The sequence below is a fragment of the Phenylobacterium sp. genome (assembly GCF_016793225.1).
GTDB lineage: Bacteria > Pseudomonadota > Alphaproteobacteria > Caulobacterales > Caulobacteraceae > Phenylobacterium.
In genome coordinates, this window is record NZ_JAEUMN010000062.1 from 18,788 (window position 1) to 33,491 (window position 14,704).

Annotated in this window: 13 protein-coding genes; 4 read left to right on the plus strand and 9 right to left on the minus strand. The window is 72.3% G+C overall.

Annotated features, from left to right (window positions below):
- Window positions 1–10 precede the first annotated feature (10 nt).
- Entirely contained in the window at window positions 11–568 is a 558-nt protein-coding gene (locus tag JNK30_RS07005) for a YbjN domain-containing protein (protein WP_293481342.1), read from the plus strand.
- Here the strand turns inward: JNK30_RS07005 and JNK30_RS07010 are convergent.
- The 4 genes from JNK30_RS07010 to yaaA all read right to left on the minus strand — a co-directional run bounded on the left by JNK30_RS07010 (window position 547) and on the right by yaaA (window position 4,309).
- Window positions 547–1,503: a choice-of-anchor A family protein gene (locus JNK30_RS07010; RefSeq protein WP_293481343.1), complete on the minus strand. Its 957-nt coding sequence runs from the start codon at window positions 1,501–1,503 to the stop codon at window positions 547–549. The genes JNK30_RS07005 and JNK30_RS07010 overlap by 22 nt on opposite strands.
- A 106-nt stretch (window positions 1,504–1,609) precedes the next feature.
- On the minus strand, window positions 1,610–2,593 hold the full coding sequence (locus JNK30_RS07015; RefSeq protein ID WP_293481344.1) for a nitronate monooxygenase family protein: 984 nt from the start codon (window positions 2,591–2,593) through the stop codon (window positions 1,610–1,612).
- A gap of 112 nt (window positions 2,594–2,705) precedes the next feature.
- Window positions 2,706–3,509, minus strand: coding sequence for a 3-hydroxybutyrate dehydrogenase (locus JNK30_RS07020; RefSeq protein ID WP_293481345.1), 804 nt, complete (start codon window positions 3,507–3,509; stop codon window positions 2,706–2,708).
- Window positions 3,510–3,511: 2 nt separating this feature from the next.
- Window positions 3,512–4,309 (minus strand): peroxide stress protein YaaA, encoded by a 798-nt coding sequence (gene yaaA / locus JNK30_RS07025; protein WP_293481346.1) that lies wholly within the window; start codon window positions 4,307–4,309, stop codon window positions 3,512–3,514.
- 105 nt (window positions 4,310–4,414) lie between these two features.
- On the opposite strand from yaaA, the gene JNK30_RS07030 reads away from it, so the two are divergent.
- Window positions 4,415–6,268: a CHASE3 domain-containing protein gene (locus tag JNK30_RS07030; RefSeq protein ID WP_293481347.1), complete on the plus strand. Its 1,854-nt coding sequence runs from the start codon at window positions 4,415–4,417 to the stop codon at window positions 6,266–6,268.
- On the opposite strand, the gene JNK30_RS07035 is transcribed toward JNK30_RS07030, so the two are convergent.
- The 3 genes from JNK30_RS07035 to JNK30_RS07045 form a co-directional block, all read right to left on the minus strand.
- On the minus strand, window positions 6,246–7,655 hold the full coding sequence (locus JNK30_RS07035) for an FAD-binding oxidoreductase (protein WP_293481348.1): 1,410 nt from the start codon (window positions 7,653–7,655) through the stop codon (window positions 6,246–6,248). The genes JNK30_RS07030 and JNK30_RS07035 overlap by 23 nt on opposite strands.
- A gap of 443 nt (window positions 7,656–8,098) precedes the next feature.
- Window positions 8,099–9,028, minus strand: coding sequence for an L-threonylcarbamoyladenylate synthase (locus tag JNK30_RS07040; protein WP_293481349.1), 930 nt, complete (start codon window positions 9,026–9,028; stop codon window positions 8,099–8,101).
- A 32-nt stretch (window positions 9,029–9,060) separates the two neighbouring features.
- Window positions 9,061–9,636 (minus strand): YceI family protein, encoded by a 576-nt coding sequence (locus tag JNK30_RS07045; RefSeq protein WP_293481350.1) that lies wholly within the window; start codon window positions 9,634–9,636, stop codon window positions 9,061–9,063.
- 125 nt (window positions 9,637–9,761) lie between these two features.
- Between JNK30_RS07045 and JNK30_RS07050 the strand changes: the two genes are divergently transcribed.
- On the plus strand, window positions 9,762–11,507 hold the full coding sequence (locus tag JNK30_RS07050; protein WP_293481351.1) for an acyl-CoA dehydrogenase: 1,746 nt from the start codon (window positions 9,762–9,764) through the stop codon (window positions 11,505–11,507).
- 6 nt (window positions 11,508–11,513) lie between these two features.
- Here JNK30_RS07050 and JNK30_RS07055 read toward each other — a convergent pair whose 3' ends face one another.
- Complete coding sequence (locus JNK30_RS07055) at window positions 11,514–12,692, minus strand: amidohydrolase family protein (RefSeq protein ID WP_293481352.1); 1,179 nt, start codon at window positions 12,690–12,692, stop codon at window positions 11,514–11,516.
- Window positions 12,693–12,708: 16 nt separating this feature from the next.
- On the opposite strand from JNK30_RS07055, the gene JNK30_RS07060 reads away from it, so the two are divergent.
- Entirely contained in the window at window positions 12,709–13,320 is a 612-nt protein-coding gene (locus JNK30_RS07060; RefSeq protein ID WP_293481353.1) for a DNA-3-methyladenine glycosylase, read from the plus strand.
- Between the two features lie 13 nt (window positions 13,321–13,333).
- On the opposite strand, the gene JNK30_RS07065 is transcribed toward JNK30_RS07060, so the two are convergent.
- Window positions 13,334–14,668 (minus strand): MFS transporter, encoded by a 1,335-nt coding sequence (locus JNK30_RS07065; protein WP_293481354.1) that lies wholly within the window; start codon window positions 14,666–14,668, stop codon window positions 13,334–13,336.
- Window positions 14,669–14,704: the final 36 nt, after the last annotated feature.

The window sequence follows — 14,704 nt, forward strand, 5'->3', positions numbered from 1 at the left end:
GCGAGCCGGGATGACCCGCGCCGTCCTCCTGCTCCTGCCGGCCGCGCTCGCGTGTCTCGGCGCCGCGCAAGCGCCGAAGGCGCCCGCCGCCAAGCCCGCCCCGGCGAAGGCCGCGCCGGCCCGGCCCGCGGCCGCGGCGGGGTCCTTCGACGCCCAGAATCCCAACGCCTTCGTGGCCCTCCTGGAGGCGGCCGGCGCCAAGGCCCAGGCCAGCCGACGGGAAGAGGACTCGGTGTTCATCCCCGTCACCTCCCCGCTCGCCAACTTCTCGATGCAGTTCGCGGGCTGCACGCCGCAGGGCCGCGGCTGCCGCGCCGTCCTGCTGGACGCGGCGCTGGAGCGCAGCCCCGCGACCCTCGCCCAGGTCAACGCCTTCAACCAGACCTCGGTGATGTGCCGCGTCTACCAGGACAAGGCCGGCCTGCCGCACGTCGTCTATTCGGCGATCCTGTTCCGCAGCATGACCCGCGACGACGCCACCACGCACCTGCAGGCCTGGCAGGGCTGCCTGGCCGACGCCCGCGACTTCCTGAAGGACCCGGTCGGCTACCTGGCGAACGCGGCGTAGCGCCGGCGGAGCGCCGCGCCCGCCAGCCCGAACCCCGCGATCATCAGCGCCCAGGTCGCCGGTTCCGGAACGGCGCCGGGCGGCGAGTTGAAGAGGCCGGTGCCGTCGCGCACGTTGTTGATCTGGGTGACGTTCCAGTCCGCGCCGCCGAAGCTCTTCACCACCATCTGGCCGAACACCACGCCCGGGCCGCCCACGTAGTCGGCGTCGGGCGCGAGGACCGAGCCGGCCATGGCGATCCCGCGGAAATCGAGAGTCGTCGCCTCGGCGTAGTTCCAGAACAGCCGCGACCCCAGGTTCTGGTGCGCGAGGTCGATGAACTGGCCGTTGAAGAACATGCCCGAGTTGGCGAACTTCCCCGTCGAGCCGGTGACGTTGATCAGCGCATAGCCGTCGGACGGCAGGACGATGTTGAACGTGTTGGTCGTGGCCAGCCGCGCGCCGTCCACCGTGAAGACGTTCAGGCCGCTGAGGCCGCCCGTGAGGGTGATCTGGCAGGCGCCGCAGAACTGGTAGCTCGTCGTGCCCGTGGCCGCGTAGCCCGCCAGAATGTCGCTCAGGTCGCGCAGGCGCTGCGCCTCGGCGGCGAAGTCGACCGGCGACGGGGTCCCGCCCGGCAGGATGTTGCTGGGCGCCCACGACGCGTCGGTGCTGACGCTGCCGCCGACGATGGTCTTGCCGTAGGCCGACCCGCTGCGGGCGTCGAGATTGCCGCCCACCACCAGGTTCACGTCGCCCGGATCGGCCAGCAGGCCCACCGAGTGGTGGCGCGCGTAGAAGTCGCCGCCGACCGCGACCCGGCCTTCCTCGTCGGAACCGACCGCCCGGAAGTTCTCGAGCACGAACAGGTTGAAATCGGCGGCGGTCTCGGCCGCGGCGGACGTGGTCGTCAGGACCGCCGCAGCCAGCGCTGCGACGACGGTAAGCTTACGCATGAGGATCCCCAGAGCTCGGCCATGCCTAGCAGATCGCCGCGGCCGGCAAAGCCGCGTCGCCCGCCGGGGGAATCCGGAACCCCGGATTGCGCGTCGCGGTTGGCCGTCAGGCCGTGACCGCGGCGCCCTTGCGGATCGCGGAGACGCGGTCGATGGCGGCTTCCGCCTCGGACACCAGGCGCCTGACGATCTCGCCCGCGGGCAGCACCTCGGTGACGCCGCCGGCCGACTGCCCCATGGCGAAGCACGAGCTGTCGGGGTCGAGGCCTTCCAGCTGGCCGCCGATGCCGCCCATCACGCCGGCCTTCGTCGAGTGCATGGCCTGGTACGGGAACGGCTGGATGTCCTGCGGCCGGCTTTCCCAGTCGTCGACGTAGGGGTTCTTCTTCACCCGCATCGGCTTGCCGGAGTAGCAGCGGGTGCGAACGGTGTCCTCGTCCGAGGCCGCCAGGATGGTCTCGTGGTACATGCGCGCCGCATGGGCCTCCTGCGAGGCGATGAAGCGGGTGCCCATCCAGACCCCCACGGCGCCCAGGCTCAGCGCCGCCGCGAGGCCGCGTCCGTCGTAGAGGCCGCCCGCGGCGACCACAGGGATCTTCACCCGCTCGACCGCCTGGGCCACCAGCGGCAGGGTGCCCACGAGGCCCGTGTGACCCCCGCCCTCGCCGCCCTGGCAGATCACCGCGTCGCAGCCCGCCTGCTCGGCCTTCACGGCGTGCTTCACGGCGCCGCAGACCACCATCACCTTCAGGCCGGCCTTCTTCAGCTTCTCCATGATCGGCATGGGCACGCCCAGGCCGGCGACGAACGACGAGGCGCCCTCCGCGATGATCACGTCGACCGAGGCGGTCAGGCTCTCCGGAGAGGCGGCCAGCAGGTCGACGCCGAACGGCTTGTCGGTGAGCTTGCGCACCTCGCGCATCTGGTCGCGGATGAAGTCCGGGCTGCGCCCAGCCATCCCGAGGACGCCGTAGCCCCCGGCGTTCGACACGGCGGCCGCCAGTTCGGCGAAGGACACCCCGCCCATGCCGGCGAGCATGATCGGATGCTCCACCCCCAGCAGATCACAGAGTTTGGTGTGAAGGGTCATCGGCGTCCTCCCGCGTCTTTGCTCGAACCATGGCGCCGCGGGCCGGCGATGGAAACCGTGACGCGAGGTCAGCGCCTCTCGGCGGGTCCGCCCCCAGCCCGGCGGGCGCGCCTCAGGCCGCCGTCCACCCGCCGTCGATCGAGAGCGCCGCGCCGGTCACCGACCCGCCGGCGTCCGAGACCAGGTAGAGCAGCAGGCCGGCCAGCTGCTCGTACCCCACGAAGCTGCGGTTCGGCTGGGCGGCCAGGATCACCTCGTCCACCACCCTGTCCATGGGGATCCCGCGCGCCTTCGCCTGGTCGGCGATCTGCATCTCCACGAGCGGCGTCTTCACGTAGCCGGGGCAGATGGCGTTGACGGTGATGCCGCTGCGCGCGACCTCCAGGGCGCAGCTCTTGGTGAAGCCCACCACCCCGTGCTTGGCCGCGACATAGGCGGACTTGAACGGCGAGGCGACCAGCCCGTGCGCCGAGGCGATGTTGACGATCCGCCCGCGCCCGCCCGCCTTCATCAGCGGCAGGGCGTGCTTGGTGGCGTGGAACACGGACGACAGGTTGATGCCGATGATCGCGTCCCACCGGGCCTCGGGAAACTCGTCCACCGGCGCCACATGCTGCACGCCGGCGTTGTTGACCAGGATGTCCAGCCGGCCCAGCTCCTTGTGGGCGAACGCCACGAGATCCGCGATCTCGGCGGGCTTCGTCATGTCGGCGCCGTGGTAGAGCACCCGGGCGTTGGCCGCCGCCGCGGCCTGCATCGCCGCCCGGTCGGCCTCGATCTTCGCCGCCTCGCCGAAGCCGTTCAGGACCACGCTCACGCCCTGCCCGGCGAGCGCCGCGGCCATCGCGTGGCCGATCCCCGACGTGGAGCCCGTGACGACGGCCACCTGGCCCTCGAGGTGATAGTCGACGGCCATGGTCAGGCTCCTTTGCGGGCCGCTGCGGCCGGCGGCGGCTGGGGCCGGCTGAAGGTCCACTCGTCGTCCGACGAGAGGTGCGGCTGGAAGCGGTATCCGTCCGCGTCGAAGGCCTTGAGGTCGGCGGCCTTGCGCAGGCGGTTGTCGATCGCGAAACGCGCCATGGCGCCCCGGGCGCGCTTGGCGAAGAACGAGATGATCCGCGCCTCGCCGTCCTTCTCCTCGAGGAACCGGCACGACACCACGGGCGCCTTCAGCGCCTTGCGGTCGACGGCGCCGAAGTACTCGCCGCTGGCGCAATTCACGATCGTGCGGTCCTTGTGCCCGGCCAGGTCGGCGTCCAGCGTCTCGGCGATCCGCGACCCCCAGAAGTCGTAGAGGCTGCCCCCCCGCCGGGTCTTGATCCGCACGCCCATCTCCAGCCGGTAGGGCTGGATGGCGTCGAGCGGCCGCAACACGCCATAGAGTCCGGAGAGGATGCGGACATGGTCCTGGGCGAACGACAGGGCCCTGCGGTCGAGCTCGCGGGCGCGCAGGCCCAGGTAGACGTCGCCGTTGAACGCGAAGGCCGCCTGCAGCCCGTCGTCGCTCTGCGGGTCGAAGGCCTGGAACCGCTCGCGGTTCAGCGTCGCGAGGCTGTCCGACAGGTGCATCATCCGCTTCAGGTCGGCCGCCCGCAGCTTCTTCGCCGTCTTCGCGAGCTCGGCGGTGTCGTCCGTCAGGCGCGGCGCGGACAGGGGCGCCGAGTCCGGCCCGGCGGTGAAGTCGAGCGCCTTTGCGGGGGAGAGGACGATCAGCATGCCGCCGACCCTTTGCCGTGACTTGGCGGTGGCGCCAAGGGCGGCGCGCGCCGGGGCGCGTCGAACACCTTGCATCGATGGGAGAAGCGGCGACAACAGTACAGCATGAGTTCCGTCCGCAATGACCGTGCGGTGGTCGCGCTGCTGGGGGGCTTCGTCGCCCTGGCCGTCGTGCTGGCGGCCGCGCTCTGGTTCAACGCACAGCAGGACACAGCCGCCGGCCGCGTGCGGCACACCCTCGAGGTGCAGAACCGGCTGAGCCACGTCCAGACCCAGGTGCTCGAGGCGGAGGCGGCCCAGCGGGGCTATCTGCTGACGGACGGATCGTCCTTCCTGGACACCTACCGCACGGCTGTGGGGGCCCTGCGCAAAGACCTGGACCGCCTCTGCGGCCTGGCCGCCGACAACCCGCGCCAGAGGGCCAACTGCCGGCGCCTGCGGGCCGCCGTGGTCGAGCGCGCGGCCCTTCTGGACGAGAACCTGTCCCTGCACGCCGAGGGCCGGACCGTCCCGGTCGAGAGGCTGCAGCACGGGCGCGAGCTGATGGATGCGACCCGCCTCGTCCTGGCGGACATGCGCGCCGAGGAAGAGCGTCTGCTGGCCGAGCGCACGCTGCGCGCCGACAGGGACTCCTTGATGGCCCGCGTGACCCTCGTCGCCGGAGGCCTGGCGATGCTGATGCTCGGCGTCTTCGCCGTCGCCGACGCCCGCCGCAGGCTCACGGCGGCCATCCAGACCAACGCGGCGCTGCAGGCCGAGGCCGCCAGCCGCGAGGCCGCCGAGGCGCAGGTCCGGCAGTTCCAGAAGAACGAGGCGATCGGTCAGCTCACCGGCGGCATCGCCCACGACTTCAACAACATGCTGGCCATCATCATCGGCTCGCTCGACCTGGCCAAGCGGCGCCTGCACAGCGACCGGGCCCGCGCCGAGGCCTGCATCGACAGCGCCCTGGAGGGCGCGACCCGCGCCGCCCAGCTGACCGCGCGCCTGCTGGCCTTCTCCCGCCAGCAGCCCCTCAACCCGGTGGTGCTCGACGTCAACAAGCTGGTCGGCGGCATGTCCGAGCTCCTGCGCCGGACCATCGGCGAGGACATCCGCGTCGAGACCGTGCTGGCCGGCGGCCTCTGGCGCACGCTGATCGACGCCGCCCAGCTCGAGAACGCCATCGTCAACCTTTGCGTCAACGCCCGCGACGCCATGCCCGACGGCGGGCGGCTCACCCTCGAGACCTCCAACGCCCACCTGGACGACGCCTATGCCGCCGCCCACGCCGAGGTCGCGCCCGGCCAGTACGTGATGATCTCGGTCACCGACACCGGGACCGGCATGCCGCCCGAGGTCGTCGAGCGCGCCTTCGATCCCTTCTACACCACCAAGGGGCCCGGGCGCGGCACCGGGCTCGGGCTCAGCCAGGTGGAGGGCTTCGTCAAGCAGAGCCGCGGACACGTGAAGATCTATTCCGAGCCGGGCGTCGGCACGACCATCAAGATCTATCTGCCGCGCAGCCTGAAGGAGGCCGCGCAGGCCGAGGCGCTGACGCCTCCCGCCGGCGAACTGCCGCGCGGCCGGACCGACGAGATCGTGCTGGTGGTCGAGGACGACGAGCGGGTCCGCCACCTCTCGGTCGATGCCCTGCGCGAGCTCGGCTACACGGTCGTGCAGGCCTCGGACGCGGCCCAGGCGCTGGCGGTGCTGACGATGCAGCCGCGGGTCGATCTGCTGTTCACCGACGTCGTGATGCCCGACCTGAACGGCCGCCGCCTGGCCGAGAAGGCGCGCGAGACCCGGCCCGACCTCAAGGTGCTCTACACCACCGGCTATACGAAGAACGCCATCGTCCACAACGGCATGCTGGACGCCGACGTCGCGTTCATCGCCAAGCCCTTCACCATCGAGCAGCTGGCGCTGAAGGTGCGCCAGGTCCTGGACGCTCCGGTCAGAACAGAACCCGCGGATTGAGGATCCGCTTGGGGTCCAGGGCGCGGCGGATCGCGCGCTGGGCTTCGAGCTCGACGGCAGACTTGTAGCGCGCGCCCTCGGCCGTCTTCATCGCGCCGAGGCCGTGTTCGGCGCTGATCGATCCGCCGAGGCGGGCGACGATGTCGTGGACGATGCGGCTGCCGGCGTCCCGCTTGGCGGCATGCTCGGCGTCCGACCCGCCGTCGGGCCGCAGGACGTCGTAGTGGATGTTGCCGTCGCCCACGTGGCCGAAGGCGGCGATCCGCGCGCCGGGCGCGAAGGCCTCCATGGCCGCCGTGGCCTCGGCGAGGAACTCCGCCACGCGGCTGACCGGCACCGCCACGTCGTGCTTCCAGGTGGCGCCCTCGGGCTTCTGCGCCGGCGACTGGTTCTCGCGCAGCGCCCACAGCGCGCGCGCCTGGGCTTCCGTCTGAGCGACCACGGCGTCCCGCACCAGCCCCGCGTCCAGCCCGTCGGCCAGGAACCGCTCCATCGCCGCCTCGGCGGACCCGGGCTCGCCCGACGCGAACTCGGCGAGCACGTACCAGGGGTGCGGCTGCGCCAGCGGGTCGCGCGTGCCGGGGATGTTCCTCAGTGCGAACTCGACCCCGAGGCGGCCCATCAGCTCGAACGCCTCGACGGCGCCGCCGGTCTCCTCCTTGGCCCGCGCCAGCAGCCGGATCGCGGCGTCCGGATCCGCCACGCCGATCATGGCCACCGCGTGCGACGCCATCACGGGGTAGAGCTTCAGCGCCGCCGCGGTGACGACGCCCAGGGTGCCCTCGGCCCCGATGAGAAGCTGCTTCAGGTCGTAGCCGGTGTTGTCCTTGCGCAGGCGCTTCAGCCCGTTCCAGACCTCGCCGTTGGGCAGCACCGCCTCCAGCCCCAGGACCAGGTTGCGCGCCATGCCGTAGCGCAGCACTTGCGTCCCGCCCGCATTGGTCGAGATCACGCCCCCGACCGTCGCCGAGCCCTCCGAGGCGAGGCCGATCGGGAAGCGGCGGCGCACCCCAGCGGCCGCGGCATGCACCTCCGACAGGGTGACGCCGGCCTCGGCGGTCAGGGCGTCGTCGAAGGCGTCCACCTCCCGGATCGACCGCATCCGCTCCAGCGACAGCAGGATCTCGCCCTGCGGGATCTGCCCGCCGACGAGGCCGGTGTTGCCGCCCTGGATGGTGATCGCCTGGCCCGCCTCGAAGCAGACGCCGACCACGCCCGCCACGGCCTCGGTCGAACCCGGCAGCGCCAGGAACGGCGTCGCCCCGACCCAGCGGTCGCGCCACTCCACCAGCTTCGGGCCGATGCGCTCGGGATCCTCGCTCCAGCCGCCCTCGCCCAGCACCGCCTTCAGGCGCGCGATCAGGTCGGCGGGGACAGGCGCGGTCATCCCCAAACCCTAAGCCCCCCGCCCCTCCTCCGCCAGTCCGGGGCCCTCACCTCCCGCCGCTTCGCGGGGGAGGCAAGGCGTTCGCAACGGCTCGGACGCAGACACCCATCCCCACTCACCCCGTCATCCCGGGCGCAGCGCTCGAAAGAGCGCGGAGACCCGGGACCCAGCCGCACGGCTTTCGGCGCGGCTCGAGGACGACGGCTTCACGAAAACGGGCCATCTCGCCGGTCATGGCGCAGCTTTGCGGGCGCAGGGGCTGGGTCCCGGGTCGCAGCGCTCTGGCGAGCGCTCCGCCCGGGATGACGGAGGCGGGCGGACCTCCGGGTCCGCGATCAGTCCCCAACCGTCCCAGCCGCTTTCCCACCTACGTCCGAATCTAACGGACCAGCCCGCCACGCTCCCGGCGTGGTCGATCAAAAGGGCCTTCGGCCTGAAGGGACCTAGCCCACGAACCCGGCCGCGCGCTTGAGGCGGTCGTTGATCGCCTCGCCCAGGCCCTCGTGCGGGATCGGCGCCACGGCGATGCCGGACGGGTGGGTGCGGTCCGCCGCGCGCAGGTAGGCGAAGAGGTTGGCCGCGGCTTCGGCGAGGTCGCCCGCAGGGCTGAGGTTCCACGGGCCCGCCCCGCCGGGGCCGAACGACAGCCAGGCCTCGCCGGGCTGTGGCGAGGTCGCGTCCAGCCGCACGGGCGCGCTGGGCGCATAATGCCGCGCCAGCCGCCCCGGCGAGCGCCGGGCGTCGGCGTCCGCCTCGGCCAGCGGACCCACGACCGCCTCGATCTGCGCGCGGGTCACGGCGCCGGGGCGCAGCAGGCGCGGCTGGTCCAGCAGCGCCACCACGGTCGACTCCAGGCCGACGCCGCACGGGCCGCCGTCCAGCGCGGCGGCCGCCGTCCCGCCCGTCTCCTCCACGGCGTCGGCGAAGGTGGTGGGGCTGGGCCGGCCCGAGCGGTTGGCCGAGGGCGCCACCAGGGGCCGGCCCGCGGCCGCGATCAGCGCGCGGGCCAGCGGGTGCGCCGGGGCGCGGACCGCCACGGTGTCCAGGCCCGCCCGCGCCAGGTCGCACACCGCCCGCTCGTCGGCCACCGGCAGCACCAGGGTCAGCGGTCCCGGCCAGAAGCGCGCCGCCAGGGCCTCGGCGCGCGGATCGAAGCGCGCGATGCGCCGGGCCATCTCCAGGTCGGCCACGTGGGCGATGAGGGGGTTGAAGCTGGGCCGGCCCTTGGCCGCGTAGACCGCCGCCACAGCCTTCGGGTCGGCGGCGTCGGCCGCCAGGCCGTAGACCGTCTCGGTGGGCAGGATCACGAGGCCGCCCGACCGGATCGCCTGGGCGGCCCGGTCCACGTCGGAAGGTGCTGCGCGCGGGTCCACGGGCGCTCGTTACACCGACGGCGTCGCCGGGCCTACCGCCTGGCGAACTCCACGTCGAAGAGCAGGTCCACGACATCCCCGGCGAAGGGCCGCGAGGCCGACATGCCGAACTGCGAGCGGCGCACCCGGCCCGAGCCGGAGAACCTGACGCGGTCGCCGCGCACCGCCTCCAGCTTCAGGTCCAGGGTCAGCGGGCGGGTCACCCCGTGCAGGTAGAGCTGTCCCGGCAGCCGGCCCCGCCCGCCCGGCTTCACCATCACGCCCGTCGCGGTGAACCGGATGGCGGGATACCGCTCGGGTTCGAACTGGCTGATCACGAGGCGGCTGAACTGGGCGTCGCCGGCCTCGATCGCCCGGGGATCCGCCGTGATCGACACGTTCGCCGCCGCCGTATCGGCTGGGTCGTAGGCGAAGGCGCCCGAGAGCCGGCCGAACCGCAGGGCGTAGCGGGAAAGCCCGCCGAACAGCGGCACGCGCACCACAAGGCTGGCGCGGCGCGGGTCCAGGACGTACTCGCCCGCGGGGATCTGCGCCGGCGGCGCGTCGGCCCGCGCGGCGGCCGCCGCCGAGAGGACCAACGCCAGGGCGATGAGAGCGGTGCGAAGCATCAGGACCTTTCCCGGGCGGCCGGACACGCCGGGCGGCCCACACTGACACCGCACTTTTCATGTTCCCAGGCTGCTTGGGCAGGCCGTAGAAGGCCGGAGCGAACTTTGTCGTCCGAGGGACCCTGATGACCTTCCGCGCCCCGATCCGCGATCTGGCCTTCGCGCTCAAGACCGTGGGGCACCCCGAGCTGATCACGCGTGCGTACCCCGAGCTGGACGACGACACCGTGCAGGCCGTGCTCGAGGCGGCCGGCGCCTTCGCGGACAACGAGCTGGCGCCGCTGAACCGCAGGGGCGACCTGGAAGGGGCGCGCTACGAGAACGGCAAGGTCACGGCCGCCCCCGGCTTCGCCGAAGCCTACCGCCACTTCGTCGAGCAGGGCTGGAACTCGCTGTCGGCCGACCCGGCCCACGGCGGGCAGGGCCTGACGAAGGCCATGGAGCTGGCGGTCTTCGAGATGGTGCACGCCGCCAACATGGCGTTCGGCCTTTGCCCCATGCTGACCCAGGGCGCCATCGAGGCGCTGGATCTGCACGGCACCGAGCGCCAGAAGCGCCTGGTCCTGCCGAAGCTCGTGTCGGGCGAGTGGACCGGCGCCATGTGCCTCACCGAGCCGCAGGCCGGCTCCGACCTCGCCGCCCTGACGGCGATCGCCCGGCCCGACGGGAACGGCCGCTACCGCCTGTCGGGGCAGAAGATCTTCATCACCTGGGGCGACCACGACGCGGCCGACAACATCTGCCACCTGATTATCGCGCGCACCCCCGACGCCCCGCCGGGCATCAAGGGCATCAGCCTGTTCCTGGCCAACAAGTTCGAGGTGAGGGACGACGGCTCGCTCGGCGCCCGCAACAGCTTCCGCCCCGCCTCCATCGAGCACAAGCTGGGCATCCACGGCTCGCCCACCTGCGTCATGCTGTACGAGGACGCCGAGGCCGAGCTGGTGGGCGAACTGGGCCAGGGCCTGGCCCACATGTTCGTCATGATGAACGCCGCGCGCCTGCAGGTGGGCGTCCAGGGCGTGGCCATCGCCGAGCGCGCCTTCCAGCAGGCGCTCGCCTTCAGCCAGGAGCGCAAGCAGGGCCGCGCCCTTTTCGAGGACGCCGGCGGCGCCATCTACGGGCATCCGGACGTGCGCCGGACCTTGATGCTGATGAAGGCCAGGATCGAGGCCGCCCGGGGCATCTGCCTGACCACCGGCGTGCTCTCCGACCTCGCCAGGCGCGCCGCGACCCCCGAGGAGCGCGAGGCGGCCAAGGCGCGCCAGGAGCTGCTCACGCCGATCGCCAAGGCCTGGTCCACGGACGTCGGCGTCGAGGTGGCCTCGCTGGGCGTCCAGGTCCACGGCGGGATGGGCTTCATCGAGGAGACGGGCGCGGCCCAGCATTACCGCGACGCCCGCATCGCGCCGATCTACGAGGGCACCAACGGCATCCAGGCCATGGACCTCATCGGCCGCAAGCTGCGCGCGAACGGCGGCGAGACGCTGAAGGGGCTGTGCGCCGAGATGGCGCTGACCGCGGAGGTGCTGACCGAGACCGCCGAGCTGGCGCCCGTGGGCCGGCGGCTGGCGGCCGGGATCGCGGCGCTGGAGCGCGCCGCCGACGCCGTGCTGGCGGCCGACAACATGACCGCCCTGGCCGCCGCCACGCCCTTCCTGAAGCTTGCCGGCGACGTGGTCGGCGGCTGGATCCTCGGCCGTCAGGCGCTGGCGGCGGCCGGGTCCGACGATCCTTGGCTCAGGTCGAAGGGCGCGCTCGCCCGGCTCTACGCGAGCCAGGTGCTGACCCAGGCTCCGGGCCTGGCCGACGGGCTCGGCGAGGCCGGCGAGGATCTCGCCGACACGCCGGCCCACGCTCTGGCGGGGTGATGCCGGCTACGCCGCGGCCAGCGAAGGGAGGTCGTGCAGCGAACGGTCGAGCCCGGCCCCCATCAGGTCGATGAAGTTGTCGCGGTAGAACTTCCGCTTCGCGGCGTCGCTCACGCCCTCGAGGTTCTCGTTGAACCGCTTGAGCGGGTTGCGGCCGCCCTCCACGTGCGGGAAATCGGAGGAGAAGAGCACCATCTCCTCGCCGGCGTTCTGCATGATCCAGGCGACGTCCTCGTGCGGATAGGGCGTCACCCGCAGCTGCCGGCGCAGGATGTTCGACGGCGTGTCCGACAGCTTCTGGAGGCGCTCCTCGCGGCCGAAGGCGGCGCAGCCGGAGTCCAGGAACTTCATCAGGCTGGGCAGCCAGGACGCGCCGAGCTCGATGGCCCCCCACTTCAGGCGCGGGAACCGGTCGAAAACCCCGTCGATCACCAGCGCCGACAGCGTCTGCCAGACGCTGAGCGGGATGGCCATGAAGGTGAGAGAGGTGAAGTTCTCGTCGCCGCCGTGGAAATCCTTCACGTAGGGCAGGCCGTTCTCCAGATAGGCCTTCTGCATCTTCTCCTCGCCGCCCACGTGGAAGAGAATCGGCAGGCCCGCCTCCTCCGCCACCGCCCACAGCGGGTCGAGCTCGAGGTGGCTGGGCGAGAAGCCCGGATGGCGCGACGGGATCACCAGCCCCTTGGCGCCCAGGGCGATGGCTTCGCGGGCGATCTGCGGCGCCCGCTGGCGATCGATCAGCGGCACGTAGCCCGTGGCCAGCAGTCGGCGGTCCACCGAGCAGAACTCGGCCATCATCCGGTTGTGGGCCCGGGCGGCCTCCAGGGCCAGGTCCACCTCGCCCATCTGCTCGAGGCCGAAGTTCGACAGGCAGGCGGTGGTGAAGACCAGCTGGCTCGTGAAGCCCAGGTAGTCCAGCGTCGCCGGCCGGTCCGCCGCGTCGAAGGCGCCCAGCGCCTCGTAGTTCTTGCGCAGCAGGATGTTGGCCTCGGCGCCGGCGCGGAACTCGGGGTCCCTCGCCTTCTCGGCGGCCTTGGCGAACCACTCGGGCAACACGTCCTTGCGGCCGGTCTTGGCGACGAACTCGTCGCGCCGCTTCGGATCGATGTAGCGGTTGATCGTGCCCGGCAGCTCCATGATGTGGCTGTCGGCGTCATGCACCGTCTGGCCTTCCACGTAGGGCATGGCGCATACCTCCCGGATGTCGTCTCTTGTTGGCGGGCATTCCGGACCTTCAAATTCCGCGCGTCAAGGCTGGCCGCGCGGCTTCTGGGAGCGTCATCCCGCCGAGGTGGCCGCCGACCTCATCGGCTGGACCGTGCGGGTGGACGGCGTCGGCGGCCGGATCGTGGAGACCGAGGCCTACCATCACGAGGATCCGGCCTCGCACAGCTTCTCCGGCCCCACGCCGCGCAACGCGGTGATGTTCGGGCCGCCCGCCCACGTCTACGTCTATCGCTCGTACGGCATCCACTGGTGCATGAACTTCGTCTGCTGGTCGGGAGCCCCGGGCGGCGCCGTGCTGATCCGCGCGCTGGAGCCCACCCACGGCCTGGAGATCATGGCCGAACGCCGCGGCCTCGCGAACCCGCAGGCGCTCTGCTCGGGACCCGGCAAGCTCTGCCAGGCGCTGGCCGTGACGCGCGAGCATGACGGGATGGCGCTGGACCATGCGCCGTTCGCGATATCCCCGGGCCCGGCGCGGGGCGTCGTGGCCGGCCCCCGCATCGGGATCAGCAAGGCGGTCGACACGCCCTGGCGCTTCGGCGAGGCCGGGTCGCGCTTCTGGAGCCGAGCCTTCCCGCGAGCCTAGCCGGGCGCAGGCGCTAGCTGACGATCTCCTCGCGCATGGTGCGGCGCGCGCTCCAGAACAGCCAGGCGCAGGGGATGGCGAGCAGGGCGAAGGTCATCAGCGACCAGCGGATCGCCTCGGCCTCGGAGAGGCCGCGCGCCAGCAGGACGTCCGAGAGGATCCCGACCGCCAGGGGGCCCAGGCCCAGGCCGATCAGGTTGGCGACGAACAGCAGGACCGCCGTCGCCGTGGCCCTCGTCTGCGGCCGGACCAGGCTCTGGACGACGCCGTACGCCGGACCCAGCCACATCGAGCCGAGCAGCCCCGGCGCCAGCAGCAGGGCGAAGGCCACGAGCAGCGAGTCGGCGTTGAGCATGGCGAGCGAGAACGGCAGCGCCGCGACCGCGCCGACCGCCGGGATCGTCGCATAGGCCCGTCCGTCCTTGCGCGCGAAATGGTCGGCGAGCCGTCCGCCCAGCAAGGTGCCGACGATCGCCATCACCCCCGACGTGACGCCCAGGGCCAGGCCGAGGAAGCCCGCGCTCTTCAGGCCGAACATGGCCGAGTAGTGCGCGAGCTCGGGCCCGAAGTTGCGGAAGAAGAACGAGCCGGTGAAGGCCAGGGACCCGTAGGAGGCGAAGGACTTGATCGTCACGCCGCCGACGACCCGCCAGTAGGTGCGCTTGCCGGCCAGCTCCCGGAGGGCCTCGCGGAAGCTGGGGGCGTCCTGGGCCGCGGCGGTGACGCGCGGGAGGCTGCGGCGGGGCTCGCGCAGGGTCAGGGCGGCCAGGACCGCGAGCGCGAGGCCCGGCAGGCCCACCATCACGAAGGCCATCCGCCAGCCGAAGGCGTCGGCGATCAGGCCGCCCAGCGCCAGCCCGAAGATGCTGCCGACCGGGGCGCCCAGCATGTAGACCGAGACGGCCGAGGCGCGGCGCTCGGCCGGCACGGTGTCGGCGATCAGAGACAGCGCCGGCGGCGTGCAGCCCGCCTCGCCGACGCCCACGCCGATCCGCGCGAGGATCAGCTGGGTGAAGCTCTGCGCCAGGCCGGAGAGCGCGGTGAAGCCGCTCCAGACGGCGACCGCGACGGCGATGATCAGCGGTCGGTCGCCGCGCTCGGCGACGCGGGCGATGGGCACGCCGAGGACCGTGTAGAGCACCGCGAAGGCCAGTCCGGTCATCAGCCCGAGCTGCCAGTCGGCCAGGCCGAGCTCCTGCTTGATCGGCTCGGCCAGGATCGAGACCACCTGGCGGTCGATGAAGTTGACGACGTAGATCACCATGAGCAGCCCGAGCGCGTAGCTGCGGTAGGCCCGGCCCGGCAGGGCCATGGGCGCGGCGGGCGCCTCGCCGACTGTGGCGGTCATGGCCGATCCTCCCGTGTGCCCGTCGCTCTTCCGGCG